Annotated in this window: 16 protein-coding genes and 1 tRNA gene; 14 read left to right on the top strand and 3 right to left on the bottom strand. The window is 68.0% G+C overall.

Features of this window, described 5'->3' with window-relative positions:
• Positions 1–79: 79 nt before the first annotated feature.
• Together LDL21_RS03010 and LDL21_RS03005 are read left to right on the top strand one after the other, a co-directional pair.
• Positions 80–1,537 (top strand): amino acid permease, encoded by a 1,458-nt coding sequence (locus LDL21_RS03010; RefSeq protein WP_181696783.1) that lies wholly within the window; start codon positions 80–82, stop codon positions 1,535–1,537.
• Between the two features lie 117 nt (positions 1,538–1,654).
• Positions 1,655–1,728: transfer RNA gene (locus LDL21_RS03005), tRNA-Leu, on the top strand.
• A gap of 25 nt (positions 1,729–1,753) precedes the next feature.
• Here the strand turns inward: LDL21_RS03005 and LDL21_RS03000 are convergent.
• Positions 1,754–2,977, bottom strand: a complete 1,224-nt coding sequence (locus LDL21_RS03000; RefSeq protein ID WP_225278708.1) for an FAD-dependent monooxygenase — start codon at positions 2,975–2,977, stop codon at positions 1,754–1,756.
• Between the two features lie 222 nt (positions 2,978–3,199).
• Here LDL21_RS03000 and LDL21_RS02995 point away from each other — a divergent pair, with 222 nt between their 5' ends.
• The 3 genes from LDL21_RS02995 (at position 3,200) to LDL21_RS02985 (ending at position 5,428) form a co-directional block, all read left to right on the top strand.
• On the top strand, positions 3,200–3,466 hold the full coding sequence (locus LDL21_RS02995) for a YdeI/OmpD-associated family protein (protein WP_181696784.1): 267 nt from the start codon (positions 3,200–3,202) through the stop codon (positions 3,464–3,466).
• Between the two features lie 118 nt (positions 3,467–3,584).
• Entirely contained in the window at positions 3,585–4,604 is a 1,020-nt protein-coding gene (locus LDL21_RS02990; RefSeq protein ID WP_225278707.1) for a hypothetical protein, read from the top strand.
• 275 nt (positions 4,605–4,879) lie between these two features.
• A complete protein-coding gene (locus LDL21_RS02985) occupies positions 4,880–5,428 on the top strand; it encodes a carboxymuconolactone decarboxylase family protein (RefSeq protein ID WP_225278706.1) in 549 nt (182 codons plus the stop codon).
• Between the two features lie 934 nt (positions 5,429–6,362).
• On the opposite strand, the gene LDL21_RS02980 is transcribed toward LDL21_RS02985, so the two are convergent.
• Both LDL21_RS02980 and LDL21_RS02975 read right to left on the bottom strand, forming a co-directional pair.
• Complete coding sequence (locus tag LDL21_RS02980; protein WP_225278705.1) at positions 6,363–7,097, bottom strand: dienelactone hydrolase family protein; 735 nt, start codon at positions 7,095–7,097, stop codon at positions 6,363–6,365.
• Between the two features lie 174 nt (positions 7,098–7,271).
• A complete protein-coding gene (locus LDL21_RS02975; RefSeq protein ID WP_372462148.1) occupies positions 7,272–7,916 on the bottom strand; it encodes a TetR/AcrR family transcriptional regulator in 645 nt (214 codons plus the stop codon).
• Positions 7,917–8,024: 108 nt separating this feature from the next.
• Between LDL21_RS02975 and LDL21_RS02970 the strand changes: the two genes are divergently transcribed.
• From LDL21_RS02970 to LDL21_RS02930, 9 genes are all read left to right on the top strand, one after another.
• Positions 8,025–8,852, top strand: coding sequence for an SDR family NAD(P)-dependent oxidoreductase (locus tag LDL21_RS02970; RefSeq protein ID WP_225278704.1), 828 nt, complete (start codon positions 8,025–8,027; stop codon positions 8,850–8,852).
• Positions 8,849–9,772, top strand: coding sequence for a ferritin-like domain-containing protein (locus LDL21_RS02965; protein ID WP_225279219.1), 924 nt, complete (start codon positions 8,849–8,851; stop codon positions 9,770–9,772). The genes LDL21_RS02970 and LDL21_RS02965 overlap by 4 nt, the downstream gene beginning before the upstream one ends.
• The gene (locus LDL21_RS02960) at positions 9,769–10,335 is read left to right on the top strand and encodes an NAD(P)/FAD-dependent oxidoreductase (protein WP_225278703.1); all 567 of its coding nucleotides are present in this window, start codon (positions 9,769–9,771) and stop codon (positions 10,333–10,335) included. The genes LDL21_RS02965 and LDL21_RS02960 overlap by 4 nt, the downstream gene beginning before the upstream one ends.
• A 64-nt stretch (positions 10,336–10,399) precedes the next feature.
• The gene (locus tag LDL21_RS02955) at positions 10,400–11,911 is read left to right on the top strand and encodes a flavin-containing monooxygenase (RefSeq protein ID WP_225278702.1); all 1,512 of its coding nucleotides are present in this window, start codon (positions 10,400–10,402) and stop codon (positions 11,909–11,911) included.
• Positions 11,908–12,174 (top strand): YdeI/OmpD-associated family protein, encoded by a 267-nt coding sequence (locus tag LDL21_RS02950; RefSeq protein ID WP_225278701.1) that lies wholly within the window; start codon positions 11,908–11,910, stop codon positions 12,172–12,174. Before LDL21_RS02955 ends, LDL21_RS02950 begins: the two co-directional genes overlap by 4 nt.
• Positions 12,175–12,261: 87 nt before the next feature.
• A complete protein-coding gene (locus tag LDL21_RS02945) occupies positions 12,262–12,903 on the top strand; it encodes a fasciclin domain-containing protein (RefSeq protein WP_372462128.1) in 642 nt (213 codons plus the stop codon).
• A gap of 116 nt (positions 12,904–13,019) precedes the next feature.
• On the top strand, positions 13,020–13,667 hold the full coding sequence (gene sigK / locus LDL21_RS02940; protein ID WP_225278700.1) for an ECF RNA polymerase sigma factor SigK: 648 nt from the start codon (positions 13,020–13,022) through the stop codon (positions 13,665–13,667).
• A complete protein-coding gene (locus LDL21_RS02935; RefSeq protein ID WP_225278699.1) occupies positions 13,664–14,380 on the top strand; it encodes an anti-sigma factor in 717 nt (238 codons plus the stop codon). Before sigK ends, LDL21_RS02935 begins: the two co-directional genes overlap by 4 nt.
• Positions 14,381–14,409: 29 nt before the next feature.
• Positions 14,410–15,948 carry a molybdopterin-dependent oxidoreductase gene (locus LDL21_RS02930; protein ID WP_225278698.1) on the top strand — a complete coding sequence of 513 codons (1,539 nt, stop codon included), beginning with the start codon at positions 14,410–14,412 and terminating at the stop codon, positions 15,946–15,948.
• Positions 15,949–15,950: the final 2 nt, after the last annotated feature.

The raw sequence follows: 15,950 nt of genomic DNA, 5'->3' as shown, positions 1-15,950 counted from the left end.
TAACTCTTCTCACAACGTTCGCATGCAGAAGGAGAACAACGTGCCGACACCGGCAGAAACACCGAGCCGATGGGGCGGCATGTTCCGCACCAAATCGGTCGAGCAGTCGATCCTCGACACCGATGAACCCGACTCAAAACTCCGCAAAGACCTGACGGCCTGGGATCTCACGATCTTCGGTGTCGCCGTCGTCGTCGGCGCGGGCATCTTCACCCTCACCGCGCGCACCGCGGGCAATGTCGCCGGGCCGTCGGTGTCGCTGGCGTTCGTCTTCGCCGCCATCGCCTGCGGTCTCACCGCGGTCTGCTACGCCGAGTTCGCCTCGACCGTTCCGGTGGCGGGCAGCGCCTACACCTACTCCTATGCCACCTTCGGTGAGCTGGTCGCCTGGATCATCGGCTGGGACCTGATCCTGGAATTCGCGCTCGCCGCGTCGGTGGTGGCCAAGGGTTGGTCGCAATACCTCGGCACCGTCTTCGGATTCGAGTCGGCCACAGTGAAATTGGGGTCGATCACCTTCGACTGGGGCGCGGTGACGCTGCTGGTGGTGCTCGGTGTGCTGCTCGCGGTGGGCACCAAGGTGTCCTCGCGGGTGTCGGCGATCGCGGTGGCCATCAAGCTCGGTGTGATCGCCCTGGTTCTCGTCCTCGGGATCACCTACTTCAAGGCCTCGAACCTGAGCCCCTACATCCCGCCGTCACAGCCCGCCGACGACGGCGCGAGCGGCCTGCACCAGTCGCTGTTCTCGTTCGTCACCGGCGCCGGTGACAGCAGCTTCGGCTGGTACGGCCTGCTCGCCGCGGCCAGCCTGGTGTTCTTCGCGTTCATCGGTTTCGACGTCGTCGCCACCGCCGCCGAGGAGACCAAGAACCCGCAGAAGGCGGTGCCGCGCGGCATCCTCGGTTCGCTGCTCATCGTCACCGTGCTCTACGTGGCCGTCACCCTCGTGCTCACCGGCATGGTGCCCTACACCGAGCTCGCGGGTGAGAACGCCACGCTGGCAACGGCATTCGCCATCCACGGCGTCGACTGGGCCAAGACCGTCATCTCCATCGGCGCCCTGGCCGGCCTCACCACCGTGGTGATGGTGCTGTTCCTCGGCCAGACCCGCGTGCTGTTCGCCATGGCCCGCGACGGCCTGCTGCCCCGCTGGCTGGCCCACACCGGCAAGCGCGGCACCCCCGTGCGCCTGACCGTCATCGTCGGCATCGTCTGCTGCGTGCTCGCCGGTTTCGTCGAATTCGGCACCCTCGAGGAAATGGTCAACATCGGCACCCTGTTCGCCTTCGTGCTGGTGTCGGTCGGCGTCCTCATCCTGCGCCGCACCCGCCCCGACCTGCCCCGCGGCTTCCGCGTCCCCCTCGTCCCCCTCATCCCCATCCTGGCCGTCGCGGCCTGCCTGTGGCTGATGGTGAACCTGTCGGTGGAAACCTGGCTGCGCTTCCTGGTCTGGATGCTGCTCGGCTTCGTGATCTACTTCGCCTACAGCCGTCACCACTCCCTGCTCGGCAAGAAGGAGGCGTTGGCCAAAGACTGACCAGCGACGATAGCTCCCCGGCCCGGATCGGCGCGCTCCCCCGCGACACGCCGATCCGACCGGGTCTACCGCCAAAATTCCGGTACACCCGTACGAGTCGCTAGGCTGTCGGCGGACGCCCCTATAGCCCAATTGGCAGAGGCAGCGGACTTAAAATCCGTCGAGTCTGGGTTCGAGTCCCAGTGGGGGCACTTCGGTGTCGATGTTTCGCCGTTCCTACGGTTCGGTCGACGCGGCGGTCGGCGGTCCGGCCGGGACTTCGGAGTCCGGCAGCCCCGCGTAGTCGGGCAGTTCGACCCCGTTGATCGCGCGCTCGACCAGCTCGGCGAACCACTCTCCGGTGAAATCGGGAGCAGGCTCGACGTCGGGCCCGGGGAGGTCGCGGCTGCGGGCGTTCAATCGGGCGATCTCCTGATTGGCCTCGACGAACGAGCGCATCCGCGTCTCGTAGCGGGCGAAACCGAGCTCTGGATTCCATTCGGCGGCAGCGAGTTCGCCTGCCAGCACGTAGGCGCCGACCAGTGCCAGCCCAGTGCCCTGGCCCGACATCGGGGAGGAGCTGAACGCCGCGTCGCCGAGCAGCCCCACCCGCCCACGCGACCAGTGCTCCATCACCACCTGGGCGACCTGGTCGAGATAGAAGTCCGGGGTGTCGTCCAGGTGCGCGAGGATGCGCGGGGTCAACCAGCCGTGGCCGTCCATCCGCTCACGCAGCAGCCGCTTCTGGGCCTCGATATCGCGATAGTCGACATCGACGTCAGCCGCAGGGAAGGAGAACATGGCCATCGCCCGGGTGGCATCCCGGATCGGCCGAAGCCCGGCCGAGCGCCCGGCCTCCTGGTACTCGATCAGCCATGTGTCGAGCCCGAACTCGTTAGGCACGCTGAAGAAGGCCAGTACGTGCCCGAGGTGGCGGACGAACTGCTCGTGCGGCCCGAAAACCATGGTGCGCAGCGCCGAATGCAGCCCGTCGGCTCCGATCACCAGCTCGAAACGCCGCCGGTTACCGCTGTCGAAGACCACCTCGACCCCGTCCGCGTCCTGGGAGAGCTCGGCGATCCGGTCGCCGAAGATGTATTCGACATCGCCTCGGGTGTCCTCGTAGAGCACCTGCGACAAGTCACCACGCAGGATCTCGATCTCCGCGATGAATCCGTCGCCGCCGTCGTCGTCCACCCGGAAGGTCTCCAGCACGTGCCCGTCCGCGTCCACGGTGTGCGCGCCGATGGTCTGAGTGCAGGCCGCGCGGACCGCCGGGTCGAGCCCCATCCGCCGGATCACTTCCTTGGTCACTCCACGCGCGTCCACGGCCTGGCCACCGGGGCGCAGTTCGGCGGCCCGCTCCACCACGGTCACCACGGCTCCCCACCGGTGCAACCAGTGCGCCAACGCGGGCCCCGCAATGCTCGCCCCCGCCACCAACACCCTGATACCGCTCACTGCGCCTCCGACCTACCCGCCGAATCACTGTCCGGTCGCTGCTCTTCCGACCCACCGCCGTGGGTGTATCCAGAGGTATCGACGGCGGACCCGCCAGGAATTCATCGGTGCACCGTGAACTCGGCATGAGGCGGATGTTCCATGACGGTGACCGGTGTGCGTGATCCTGAGCCGCTCGACGCGCTGCCGTCTGCCGGGGCGATGGGCAATCACCGTGGACATATGAGCGAACAACCGGTGCCGGGTGGAGTGGTGCACGAGTTGCCAGCCGACCTGCGTGAGGCGTTGGCCGGGAACGCGGTGGCGGTGACGGCTTGGCGGGACATCACGCCGTTGGCGCGCAACGAGTTCATCTGCTGGGTGGAGGATGCCAAGCAGGCCGCTACTCGGGAGCGGCGGATACGGCGAACTCAGGAGGAGCTCGCCGAGGGCCAGCGGAGGCCGTGTTGCTGGCCGGGATGCAAGCACCGCGAGCGGACGGGGGCGTAGTTGCTCGGCGGTGCGGTAGTCCGCCGCCGACGCGACCTTGTGGTGTTCTCGGAGAACGCTCGACCGAATCCTGTTGGTTGGGCGGTTATCTGTCGGTAGATCCTGGGAACATCGGAGTATGGGAAACGGGGAGGAATTCGGCGGGTGGGGCGCAGCTTTCATCTGGGCCGTCGTCGGCGCGACGATCGGTGTGCCGATCTGGTTGTGGACGGGTCAATCGCTGTGGCTGCTGTTCCTATTGCTGCCGGGTATCGGGTTCAGCAGTGCTGGTCGCGGGGTCGTCTGGATGGTGCTGTCGGTGCTGCCGCGCGGCGTAATCCTGGTTGCCGGTTGGTTTTTCGTACTCTTGGCGATAGTCGACGCGGTGGCGATGGCGGTGTGGAAGCTGGCACCTTCGGTGTGGACCTGGCCGGTGGCGGTGGTTTCCGCTCTGGTGCTCGGCGTATTGATGTATCTGGCGGTGGCCTCGGAGGTGCTCGGCGGGTGGCAGCTCACGAACGGCGCTGAGCTGGTGCGGGTCGATCACGAGATCGCGCGGGCGAAACAACGTCCGGACGAGGGGTTGTCGCCCGTGTGGTCCTCGCTCTACAGCGCCGGTCCCGCGGCCGGACTTCGCCCGCCGCCGTTCGCGATCGGCGGTTTCGAGCTGGCCGACCGGCTTGGGCAGTATCACGCCGTGATGGCTCGGCGGCACTGGATCAGCGGCAACACCGACACGGCGCTGGAACACGCGGCGGAGGCATCGGCCGTGCGCCGTCATATGGTCGCCATGCCGCTGGGCCGGACGAAGTCGCAGAACTTTGCCCAATCGCTGTACGAGCAAGCCTTCTACCTCAGTGAACTCGGGCGTTCAGCCGAAACTGTCGAGGTGCGGGCCGAGGAGATCGCGGAACGACGGCGCCTGCTCGCCCGTTTCGACAAGCGCTATCCGGTATTGGTCGCGAAAGCCGCGAAGCCACACGCGACGACGAAGACCAAACAGTTGGTGGTCGACTTACAGACCTACGGCAAGGGCCTGAAGACCGACCTCGCTTCCGCGTTGACAGCCCAAGCAGCCGCTCTCACCGAATTGGGCCGCACAGACGAGGCCACCGACCTGCGATCCGAAGCCGAATCCCTCGCGCCCGCCGACGACTAGCCCGAGTCAGGCTCGATAAGTCGCGCGGTACTGCTGACACGTGTCGAATACTGTGCCGATGTGTTCTCGGAGCGCTTACCATCCGCCACCTCGGCTCCGATTCGCCGCTGCTCGTCCAACGACGGCAACGGTACGGACAGCATTTGAGGGTTGAAGAGCTGATCGAGGGGGATGGAAGTTCCCGCCGGTGGGTGTTGGGGATCACGCTGGGTTTCGGTGGGTCCGCGGCGTAGCTTCGTGCGTAGGCGAATCGCGGGCACGAAGGGGTGTTGACGATGCGGGTGATCGGGCGGATTCGGGGGTATGCCACGGTGGTTCGGCGGGCTCGCCGGCATCGGGGGGATCTGGTGGGATGGCTGGGGCGGCGACCGCAGATCGGGGTGGCGACCGCGGGGTACGAGACGGCGTTGTTGTTCAGCAACAAGCTCGATCCTCGGCTCAAAGAACTCGCCGAGCTGAAGACAGCGGGGCTGGTGGCCTGTCAGTTCTGTCTCGATATCGGGTCGGCGCTGGCGCATACGAGCGGGTTGCGCGAGCGGCAGATCACCGATCTGCCTCGCTATCGCACGAGTGATGCCTACAGCGAGTTGGAGAAGTTGGTGATCGCGTTCGCGGAGGCGATGACGGTGACGCCCGCGGTGGACATCGACGAATTACGGGCAGGCCTGCTCACCCATCTGACGAAAGCGCAGCTCACCGAACTCGCCGCGACCATCGCGTGGGAGAACCAGCGGGCCCGCCTCAATCAAGGGCTCGGAGTGCAGCCGACCGGGATGGCAGACGGCCTGGCATGCGCGATGCCGGAGCGTCCCCACACTCCGTGATCGCAGTACTTTCTCTAAGTTCCGGCCGCCCTTGTCCAGCTGGCTACGACTAATCCTCGGTCGTGGGAAGCGGAATCGGATAGTACGTGGCCTGCGAGTTCTCGGCCTTCGGCGGCGCCGGCCAGAACCTGCCACGCTGCTCGCCCTGTTGCCTTCAGCGTCTGCGATTCCACGGGATCCAGTTGGCTGAGGGCGGTGGTATCCACCTGGGCGAAGGCCCTTGTGAGGGCGTCGTTGTAGTCGGCTGCTCGGATTGCCGTGTGAGTCGTCGGCTGTTCGCGTGGCGCGGCCTCCCCGACGACGAGCATTGTCACATTGGCCTCCTGTGCGGCCAGTTCCTTTCCGAGTGCCGCACACTCGCCCGGTGAGGCGTCAGACGAAATCGATTGATACGCAATTCTTTTGATGAAGACCCGGGCGGGGCGTGCGCCGTGGCGAGCCATACCCCGACCGACAAGGACAGCGGAAGGGGCCGCGAAGACAAGTCGTCCCGGCACCAAGCGATATCCCAGTCCCAAGCGATGCCGTGATGCCGAAGGCTGCCGAATGCGTTGGCCGGATCGGATGCGGTTGTCGTGTCGTCGCACCCGACAATCACCAAGAGGCCGGGCAGAGTTGGATCGGAAAGAAACTCCTCGGACCGACCTACAGCCCAACCGTCGGTCTTGTTGCCGAATTTGGGCACCCTGAGCCGCCGGACCGACTCGATACACGCCGCACGTAACCCATCCAGTTCAGCGGCCGCAGCGCCTCCCACTGCGGGGATGAGCGCGGGCGGGTGCGGGCAGACAGCGGCCGATATCAGCGGCACGGGCACTCCTGACGATCTTGGTTACAACCACTGTGGCACGCCGGATTGCACCGAGCCCGCGCTCGTGTCACACGACGGGTTACTCGAGCACCCTTACGCCGCGCATGCCGTTGACAGCCGACATCACGTCAGGTGCCGGGTGAAGAATCGGCCTGCCTCCGCCCCGGCGTACGGCGGAACGCCGATGTGCCCGCCCATATTGGCGTTCAGGGCCTTCTCCTCGGAACCGAAGGCGTCGAACAGGTCGAGGGACCGTTGGCGGTCGTTTCCCTCGTCGTCCCATTGCAGCAGGACGTGCAGCGGAATTCTGACGTTGCGGGCTTCCTCGAGGATGGCGCGTGGCACGAAGCTGCCGGCGAACAGGACGGCGGCGGCGATGCGTGGTTCGACGACTGCCAGTCGGGTGCCGATGGAGATGACTCCGCCCGAGTAGCCGACCGGGCCACCGATTTCGGGCAGCGCGAGGAGGGCGTCCAGGGCGGCCTGCCACTCCGGGACAGCCTCGTCTACCAGCGGGAGGATGAGCCGGTCGACGATCTCGTCGTCGACGGGTCCGCCGGCCGCCAGCGCCTGGCGCAGGTCGGCGAGGGCCTGATCGGCGGCGGCCGAACGGGGCCGGTCACCGCTCCCGGGGAGTTCGATGGTGGCCGCGGCGTAGCCCGCCGCCACGGTGGGCCGGACCCGGGCGAGCAGGCGCGGGTACGCATTGCGCAGGCCGATAGGAGGAGGGCCTACCAGGATCAGGGGCATCGGCGTGGAGACAGACGCCGGCGTCCACAGGATTCCGGGGATGTCGCCGAGGAGGAATTCGCGTTCGAGGATGTCGTCGTCGAGGCGTTGTTCGGTAATGAATCGCACGGTCGTGCCTTTCGGGAGTGCTGGTGATCGGCGCTCCCGGACGACCTATCGCCCGACCGTGACTCCAGTGGAGAGCACCCATGTCGATACTGCGTTCACGGGTACCACCTCCTCGTCCACTGTCACGGAATTCGTGAAAGGTAGCAGTGGGCGCCATCGTTCGCCAACGGATTTTCAACCGCCGATGATGTCCGCGGGCAGGAACATGGCGCCGAGTTGGGTGGCGATGGCGTAGGTGTGTTCGACGAGGCGGGCGGCGTCGACGTCGATGGCGCCGGTGCGCCAGGCGGTGAGGAGTTCGATGAAGCCGCCGATGCCTGCCAGGGTGCTCATGCGCACGGCTGTCTCGTCGGCGTCGGGGCGCAGGTGGGGCCAGGCGGCGGCGAGCAGGAGGTCGGTGGCGTCGGTGAGCATGGCTTTGCGGCGCTGCTCGAGGACGGCGCTGCCCGCGTGGTCGGCGAGCAGGATGCGGGCCCGGCCACGCAGGTCGGTCTGCAGTTCGACGGCGCGGGCGATGGCGGCGCGCAGGATTTCCAGGGGGGCGCGGTCGGCGTTGTCGGCCAGGATGGTCGCCAGGTCGGCGAAGACCTCCGCGCACACCTCGTCCCACACCACGGCGAGCAGGTCGTCGCGGTCGGTGAAGTTCTCGTAGAAGTACCGGTCGTTGAGCGCGGCCCGCTGGCAGACGCCACGCATCGTCACCGCGGCCCATCCGCTGTCGAGCCAGATCTCGAGCGCGGCCGCGATCAGGTCGGCGCGGCGCTGCGCCCTGCGCTCTTCGGCGGTGCGGCCGCCCCAGGTCCGGGCCGGTGCGCGCACATCCATGGTTGACAAAGTACTCCGTCACGCGCCTAATTGGTGTCAGGTGCGGCCAATGGTGGCAGACGACACCAGTTCGGACCGGACCGGTTGAACCAGGGAGTCGCCATGCGCCTGTTTCGTCGTCGTCGAACCGAACACGCCGATGCGGTGGTCACCGGCGCGGGCAGCGGCATCGGCCGCGCGTTCGCCGTCGAACTCGGCAGGCGCGGCGGGCGGGTGGTGTGCTCCGATATCGACGCCGACCGGGCCGCCGACACCGCCGTGCTGGTGGAGAATGCGGGGGGCAAAGCCGTCGGCGCCCGTTGCGATGTCACCACGATCGACGAGGTCACCGCGCTGGCCGCCCTGGCGCAGGACTGGTTCGGTGGCGCGCCGAGTCTGGTCGTCAACAATGCCGGGATCGGCGCGGGCGGGCCGCCGGTCGGCGAGTTCACCCTCGAGGACTGGGAACGCACCCTCGCGGTGAATCTGTGGGGAGTCATCAACGGCTGTCACGTCTTCACACCGATCCTGCGCGCGGCGGGGCGGGGAACGGTGGTCAATGTCGCCTCCGCCGCCGCCTTCGGCGCGGCACCACGGATGGCCGCCTACAACGTGAGCAAGGCGGGAGTGCTCGCGCTGTCGGAGACCATGGCGGCCGAGCTGGCCGGGACCGGCGTCGGCGTGACGGTGCTGTGTCCCACGGCCGTGAAAACCGGGATCCTGCGGTCGGATTCGCCACTGGACGGCACCGCCGAACGCCTCGGCGGATCGCTCCTGCGGTGGACGGGCCGCCCGCCCGCGAGTATCGCGAAGACCACCCTCGACGCCGTCGACCGTGGCGATCTCTACGTGGTGCCGCAATTGGAGGCCAAAGTGCTGTGGCAGGCCAAACGTTTGATGCCCGCCGCCTACACCCGTTCGGCGGGCCTGCTGGAGCGGGTCGTGCGCTGATGTTCTCCTATCCCGACATGCTTGCCACCGTGCGAGCCAAGCAATGGGCCCTGGCCGATATCGACTGGGACGCACCGGGTGCCGAGCTGGTCACCGACGAGCAGCGGCCACGCCTGGCCGCGTTCATGTCCGATCTGGTGTGGATCGAGCACGTCGGTGCCCGCGGTTTCGCCGCGCTGGTCCAGCAGGCACCGCCCGGTGCGCTGCGCGAGATCTACCGGCACTTCCACGCCGAGGAACAGAAGCACGCCAATGCCGAGCTGGCGCTGATGCGCCGCTGGGGCATGCTCGACGACGACGCGATGCCGGTGCCCAACAAGAACATTCGCCTCGTGATCAGCTGGCTCGACCGCTACGCCGAGCACATGACCCTGCCCGTCCTCGGCACCGTCATCCCGTCCTTGGAGACGGCGCTGGACGGCGCGCTGGTGAAGTTCCTGCTCGACGAGGTCGATGATCCGGTGTGCCACGAGGTGTTCCGGCACATCAACAGCGACGAATCCCGGCACCTGGCCGTCGGTTTCCAGGTGCTCGAGCAGCTCGGCGCGGGACCGCTGCGCAAGATCGCCATCGAGACAGCGGGTTTCGCGGCGCGTCCGTCGTTCGTGCTCGGCGCGCTGCTCTACGCGCCGCTGTTGTCGCGGATGGCAGCCAATATCGTGGCGCTCGGTCTGGACGAGGAAAAGTTGTGGAACGCGGTGCGGCGCTACGAGACGGTCGGCGAGCGCAGCCCGCAGATCCGGCGGCTGCCGCTCTACCACGTGGTGCGCTTGCACGCGAAGGCGACGATCAACCACCGTCAGCCTTTCCAGTTGCTCGCCGATGTGTCCAGTGCCTGTATCGACAGCTTCCCGGTCCGCGTGCTCGGCCACCGTCCGTCGTGGGTACGCGAGCTCACCTACCATCCGGTCGCGAAATGACCGGGCTTCCCGGCACATTCGACGGCCGGATCGTGCACCACCTCGACTTCCACCCGCGCCGGGAGTTCACCGGTGAGCGGGTGGCGATCATCGGCTCCGGCGCCGCGGTGGCGCGGCTGCTGCCCGGCATCGCGGCCGAGGCGGCGCGGGTGACGGTGTTCCAGACCGAGGCCGTCTGGATCGTGCCGCGCGCACCCCTGCCGTCCGGCGCCCTGCGGCACGCGCCGGATCGTCTGGTGCGGCTCGTCGCGCGCACCAATCTCCGTTGGCAAGTGCGTGATTCGTGGCTGCGGTATCGGCTCACGCCCGACGACGACGCGGGCGTCGCGGTGCACGACAGCTACTACCGCACGCTGCGACAACCGCACTGCCGCCTGGTCACCTGGCCGATCGCACGGCTCGCCCCGCTGGGCGTACGCACGGTCGACGGGATCGAGCACCGGGTCGACACCATCGTCTTCGCCGACGACTCCCACCACGTCGTGCGCACCATCGGCCGCGGTGGCCAGCTGCCCGCGACAGCCGCCAGGGTCGGCGCCGCCGACAGAAAGGAATCAGCGTGAGCGAGCGAATCAGCTATCCGCGCACCGTGCGAACAGTGCGGCCGACACTCGGCGAGGCAGCGGCATGAGCACCATCGATCACGAGATCATCATCGTCGGTGCCGGCTTCTCCGGTATCGGCGCCGCGATCGCGCTGCGCGAGGCGGGTTTCGAGGACTTCCTGATGGTCGACGATGCCGACGGGGTCGGTGGCACCTGGCATTGGAACACCTATCCCGGTGTGGCCGTGGATATTCCGTCGTTCAGCTATCAGTTCTCCTTCGATCAGCGGACCGAGTGGTCGCGGGTGTACGCGCCGGGTCGCGAACTCAAGGCCTATGCCGAATCCTGTGTGGACAAGTACGGTCTACGCCCGCGCATCCGGTTCGGCACCACCGTGGTCGCCGCCGATTTCGACGCCGACGCCGACCGCTGGGTGTTGCGCACCGCCGACGGCGCCGAGCTGAGCGCCCGGTTCGTGCTGAGCGCGACCGGTGTGCTCACCCGCCCGAAACTGCCCGACATCCCCGGTATCGAGACCTTCGCCGGGACCACCGTGCACACCGCGCGCTGGGATCACGGACTCGACCTGCGCGGCAAGCGGGTCGCGATCATCGGCACCGGTGCGTCGGCGGTCCAGGTGATCCCGGAGATCGCGCCGCTGGTCGAGCACCTCACGGTCTTCCAGCGCACTCCGATCTGGTGCCTGCCCCGTCCCGATCTGCCCATGCCGCCACCCGCGCGCTCGGCGCTACGCCTGCCCGGCGGCCGCACCCTCACGCGGCTCATCAGCCAGACCTACGTCGAGGTCACCTTCCCGCTGGCCGCTCACTACCACCGCTCGCTGCCCACCGCCGCGATCGGCGAGCGCGCCGGGCTGGCCCATCTGCGCCGCCAGGTGAAGGACCCGGCCGTGCGCGCGAAGCTGACCCCGAACTATGCCCTCGGCTGCAAACGGCCGAGCTTCTCCAACGACTACCTGGCCACCTACAACCGCACGAACGTCACGCTGGAAACCGCGCCCATCACCGAGATCACCGCCACCGGCGTGCGCACCGAGGACACAGAACACCCGGCCGACGTGCTGATTCTCGCGACCGGCTTCAAGGTGATGGAATCGGGCAATATGCCGACCTACGACCTGCACGGCGTCGACGGCCTCGACCTGGAGAAATGGTGGGACGAGAACCGGCTGCAGGCCTACGAGGGCGTGAGCGTGCCGGGATTTCCCAACTATTTCTCCATCATGGGCCCCTACGGCTACAACGGCGCCTCGTATTTCACGCTCATCGAGAACCAGACCCGCCACATCCTGCGCTGCCTGCGCCGCGCCCGCAGCACCGGAGCCACCCGCGTGGAGGTCCGCCGCGAGGCCAACGACCGCTTCTTCCGCGAGGTGCTGGCCCGCCGCGGCGGCCAGGTGTTCTGGCAGGACAGCTGCGCCGATGCGAACAGCTACTACTTCGACAAGCACGGTGATGTGCCCCTGCGCCCGTCCTCCACCCTGGAGGCAGCCTGGCGCAGCGGCCATTTCGACCTGTCCGACTACATGTTCACAGCAGCTCCCCGACCATTGAGCGCTACCGTGGAAACATGAGCAGTCCATCGGTGCCGGGTGGGGTCGTGCACGAGCTGCCCGCTGATCTGCGGACGGCGCTGGCGAGCAATCCCACCGCGCTGGCGGCGTGGCAGGACATCACGCCACTGGCTCGCAACGAATTCATCTGCTGGGTCGAAGACGCCAAGCAGGCCGCGACGCGGGAGCGGCGGATCCGGCGGACCCAGGAGGAACTCGAAGAGGGGCAGCGGCGGCCGTGCTGCTGGCCCGGATGTCAGCATCGGGAGCGCACCGGCAAGTAGCGCCCATCCGGGCCGGGTGGCTGGCCGAAATCCTTCCGTCAAACAGCTGTGCGGCGGCGACCGCCTCGACGGAAGTGATGGAAGACCATGCGATCTGTACGTAATTCCCTGATGGCGGCCCTGCTGCTCGGTTCGGTAGTCGGTGTGACGGCTTGTTCACAAGACGACGAGGCCGACACGGCGACGGCCGCGAGTACCACGGCGGCCACGTCCTCGGCGATGGGCACCCCGGCAGCCTCGGGTCCGGTCGGACCCGGATGCGCGGAGTACGCGGCCCAGGTGCCCTCCGGCCCCGGCTCGGTGGCGGGCATGGCGCAGGACCCGGTGGCCGTGGCAGCGTCGAACAATCCGATGTTGACCACCCTCGTGTCGGCGGTCTCGGGCAAGCTCAACCCGGATGTCAACCTGGTCGACACCCTCAACGGCGGACAGTTCACCGTATTCGCACCGGTCGACTCGGCGTTCGGAAAGATCGATCCCGCCACCGTCGAGTCGTTGAAGACCGACTCGGCCACCCTGACAACCATCCTCACCTACCACGTGGTCCCCGGCCGGATCGAGCCCCAGCAGATCCCCGGTACGCACGCGACCGTGCAGGGCGCGGATGTGCGGGTGAGCGGGTCGGGCGACAACCTGACCGTCAACGACGCGAAGGTGCTGTGCGGCGGCGTGCAGACCGCCAACGCCACCGTCTACATGATCGACACCGTCCTCATGCCGCCGTCGTGAACGCCCGGGCACTGGCGCGGACCGTACGCTCGGGAGAAGAATTTCGGTACGACACCCATCCGGCGGCCCGGGTGAGCCGAAATCCCTCCCATGCGCATGGAAACAGGGGCCCGACGATGACGAATGGCCCGGGATCCTCGCCGATCCGCCTGCGATCGGTGCCGACCGACCCGCCCACCTGTCCCCCGGATCGTGGGGCGGACCGGGCGGTGCAGGCCCGGCTGGTGACCCTGCTGGTCGACGTCGCCGCAGGTAGCAGACCCGCGTTCACCGAGTTCTATCGGACAACCAGCCCGCGGGTCTTCGGGCTCGCGCTGCGGGTGGTGCGCAGTCATGCCCTCGCGGAGGAGATCGCGCAGGAAGTGTTCCTCCAGGTCTGGTCGTTGGCCGCGGACTACGACCCGGACAGGGCGAGCCCGATCGGCTGGTTGATGATGCTCACCCATCGGCGCGCGGTCGACCGGGTGCGCGCCGAGCAGTCGGCCACCAGCCGCGACATCGTATTCGGTCACTGCCATCTCGGCCGCGATCACGACGTCGTGTCCGAGGAGGTCGCCCAGCGGCTCGACGAGCAGTCGGTGCTGGATTGCCTGGAAACGATGACCGCACTGCAGCGCGAAGCGGTCGCGCTCGCCTATTACAGCGGCCGCACCTATGTCGAGGTCTCCGAGACCCTGGCGGTGCCGTTGCCGACGGTGAAGAGCCGGATCCGGGACGGTTTGAAAAGGCTCGAGAATTGTTTGACCGGAGGGACTTCCCGATGAACGAGACAGATCGGCGGACACCCTGGTCATGGTTCGACGAGGCCTATCCCTACGCGTTGGACGCACTCGACGATCGGGAACGCGCCGATATCGATGAGCGGCTACAGGCGGCGGGCCCGGCGATGACGGCCGAGTTCCACGCGAATGTCCGGCGCATCCAGGAGACCCTCGCGGCGTTGACCGGCATGGACGTGGTCGCACCGCCCGCCCGGCTCGAGACGGCCTTGATGGAAGCGCTGGATCGGCGTGATTTCGTTCGGCCACAGTCGGTTTCGCGGCGACCTCTCCGGTGGCTCGCGGCCGCGGCGGCAGCCGTGGTGGTCGCCGGTGCGGCGGTGGGAATCACGGTCGTGGTCGACCGAACGAACAACACACCCGGCACGGTCACCGCACAACAGGTACTCGACCAGCCCGACAGCCGGGAAAGTTCGGCCCCGGTCTCCGGTGGCGGCGAGATGACAGTGCACCTGTCGAAGGAGCTCGGTGCGGCGGCGGTGGCCTTCCACGATCTGCCCGTCCTGCCCGCGGATCGGGCCTATCAGCTGTGGCGGGTACCGCCCGCCGGGCAACCGGAATCGGTGGCGGTGCTGGCCGGACAACCCATGATCGTGACCTCGGTCCAGGCGGCGGACACCCTGGCCGTGACGATCGAACCGGCCGGCGGATCGCCGACACCCACACCACCGGTCCTCGCCGGGGTGAAAGTCGGCTGATCGGGCAGCCACATGTTCAGGAGGTCAGCATGATTCACCGCGCACCCCGCAGGCTGGGGCATCTCGCGGCCGCCGCAGCCGCGACGGCGGCCGCGGCCACCGTCTTGGCGGTCGGTCATCTCGTCGCGGTGCTCGTCGCTCCCGCCGCTTCGCCGTTCTTCGTGCTCGGCGCCACGGTCGTCGACAACACGCCGAAGTGGTTGAAGGACAGCGCGATCCGCTGGTTCGGTGCCAACGACAAACTGGCGCTGGCGATCTCGATGGCTGCGGTGATGGTGGTGACCGCGAGTCTGCTCGGTGAGCTCGCCCGGCGCCGCTTCGCCCTCGCGGCGGGCGCGCTCACCGTGCTCGGCCTGATCGTCGCCGTCCTGGCGCTGCGGCGCCCGAATGCCACCTTCTTGTTCGTGATGCCCGCGCTCGCCGGAACCCTGGCCGGTGTGGCCGCGCTGACCGTGTTGTTCGTGAGCTTCTCCGAGCCGGAGCCGGAACCCACCGTCGGACCGAGCCGGCGTGGTTTCATGCTGGCTCTGGCCGGAGTCACCGCGGGCGTCGCCGCGGCAGGCGTGGCCGGACGCTACCTCGCCACCCGATTGCGCGATATCGCCGCCGACCGCGCCGCATTCCTGCTGCCCCGCGTCGCGAAACCGGCACCACCGGTATCGGCGGAAATGGATCTGCCCGTTCAGGGGATCACCCCGTTCGTCACCGACGCCGACGAGTTCTACCGCGTCGACACCGCCCTGCAACTGCCCTCGCTGACCCGCGACGAGTGGCGCCTGCGCATCCACGGCATGGTCGAGCGCGAGATCCGCCTGGACTACGACGAACTGCTGGCCCGCGACGCCGTCGAATCTGTCATCACGCTCACCTGCGTCTCCAACGAGGTCGGTGGTGACCTGCTCGGCACGGCCCGCTGGACCGGGTACCGGCTGGCCGACCTGCTGGCCGAGGCCGGTCCTTCCCGCGACGCCGATATGGTGCTGTCGCGCAGTATCGACGGTTTCACCGCGAGCACCCCGCTGGCCGCCCTCACCGGCAACCAGGATGCCCTGCTCGCGGTGGCCATGAACGGTGAGGCCCTCCCGGTGGCGCACGGTTATCCGGCCCGCATGATCGTGCCCGGCCTCTACGGCTACGTCTCGGCGACCAAGTGGGTCGTCGACCTCGAGGTGACCCGCTTCGATCGCGCCGAGGCCTACTGGACCCGTCGCGGATGGGCGCCGACGGCGCCGATCAAGACCGCCTCCCGGATCGACGTCCCCGCGGCGTTCGCGACCCTGCCCGCGGGCCTGGTCGTCGTCGCGGGCGTGGCCTGGGCGCAGGGCCGCGGTATCCGCGCGGTCGAAGTGCAGGTCGACGACGGCGCCTGGCAGCAGGCCACCCTGGCCGAGGCCTACTCGATCGACACCTGGCGGCAGTGGACCTGGCGCTGGGACGCCTCACCCGGCACCCACTCCCTGCGGGTACGGGCCACCGACGCCACCGGCTCGGTCCAGACCGACGAGCGGGTCCCGCCCTTCCCGGACGGTGCCACCGGACACCACAGCCGGGTGGTCACCATCCGCTGAGC

This window comes from Nocardia rosealba (assembly GCF_020216065.1).
Classification (GTDB): domain Bacteria; phylum Actinomycetota; class Actinomycetes; order Mycobacteriales; family Mycobacteriaceae; genus Nocardia; species Nocardia rosealba.
Note: the sequence above shows the minus strand (reverse complement) of the source record. Positions and strands in the feature narration are given on the sequence as shown.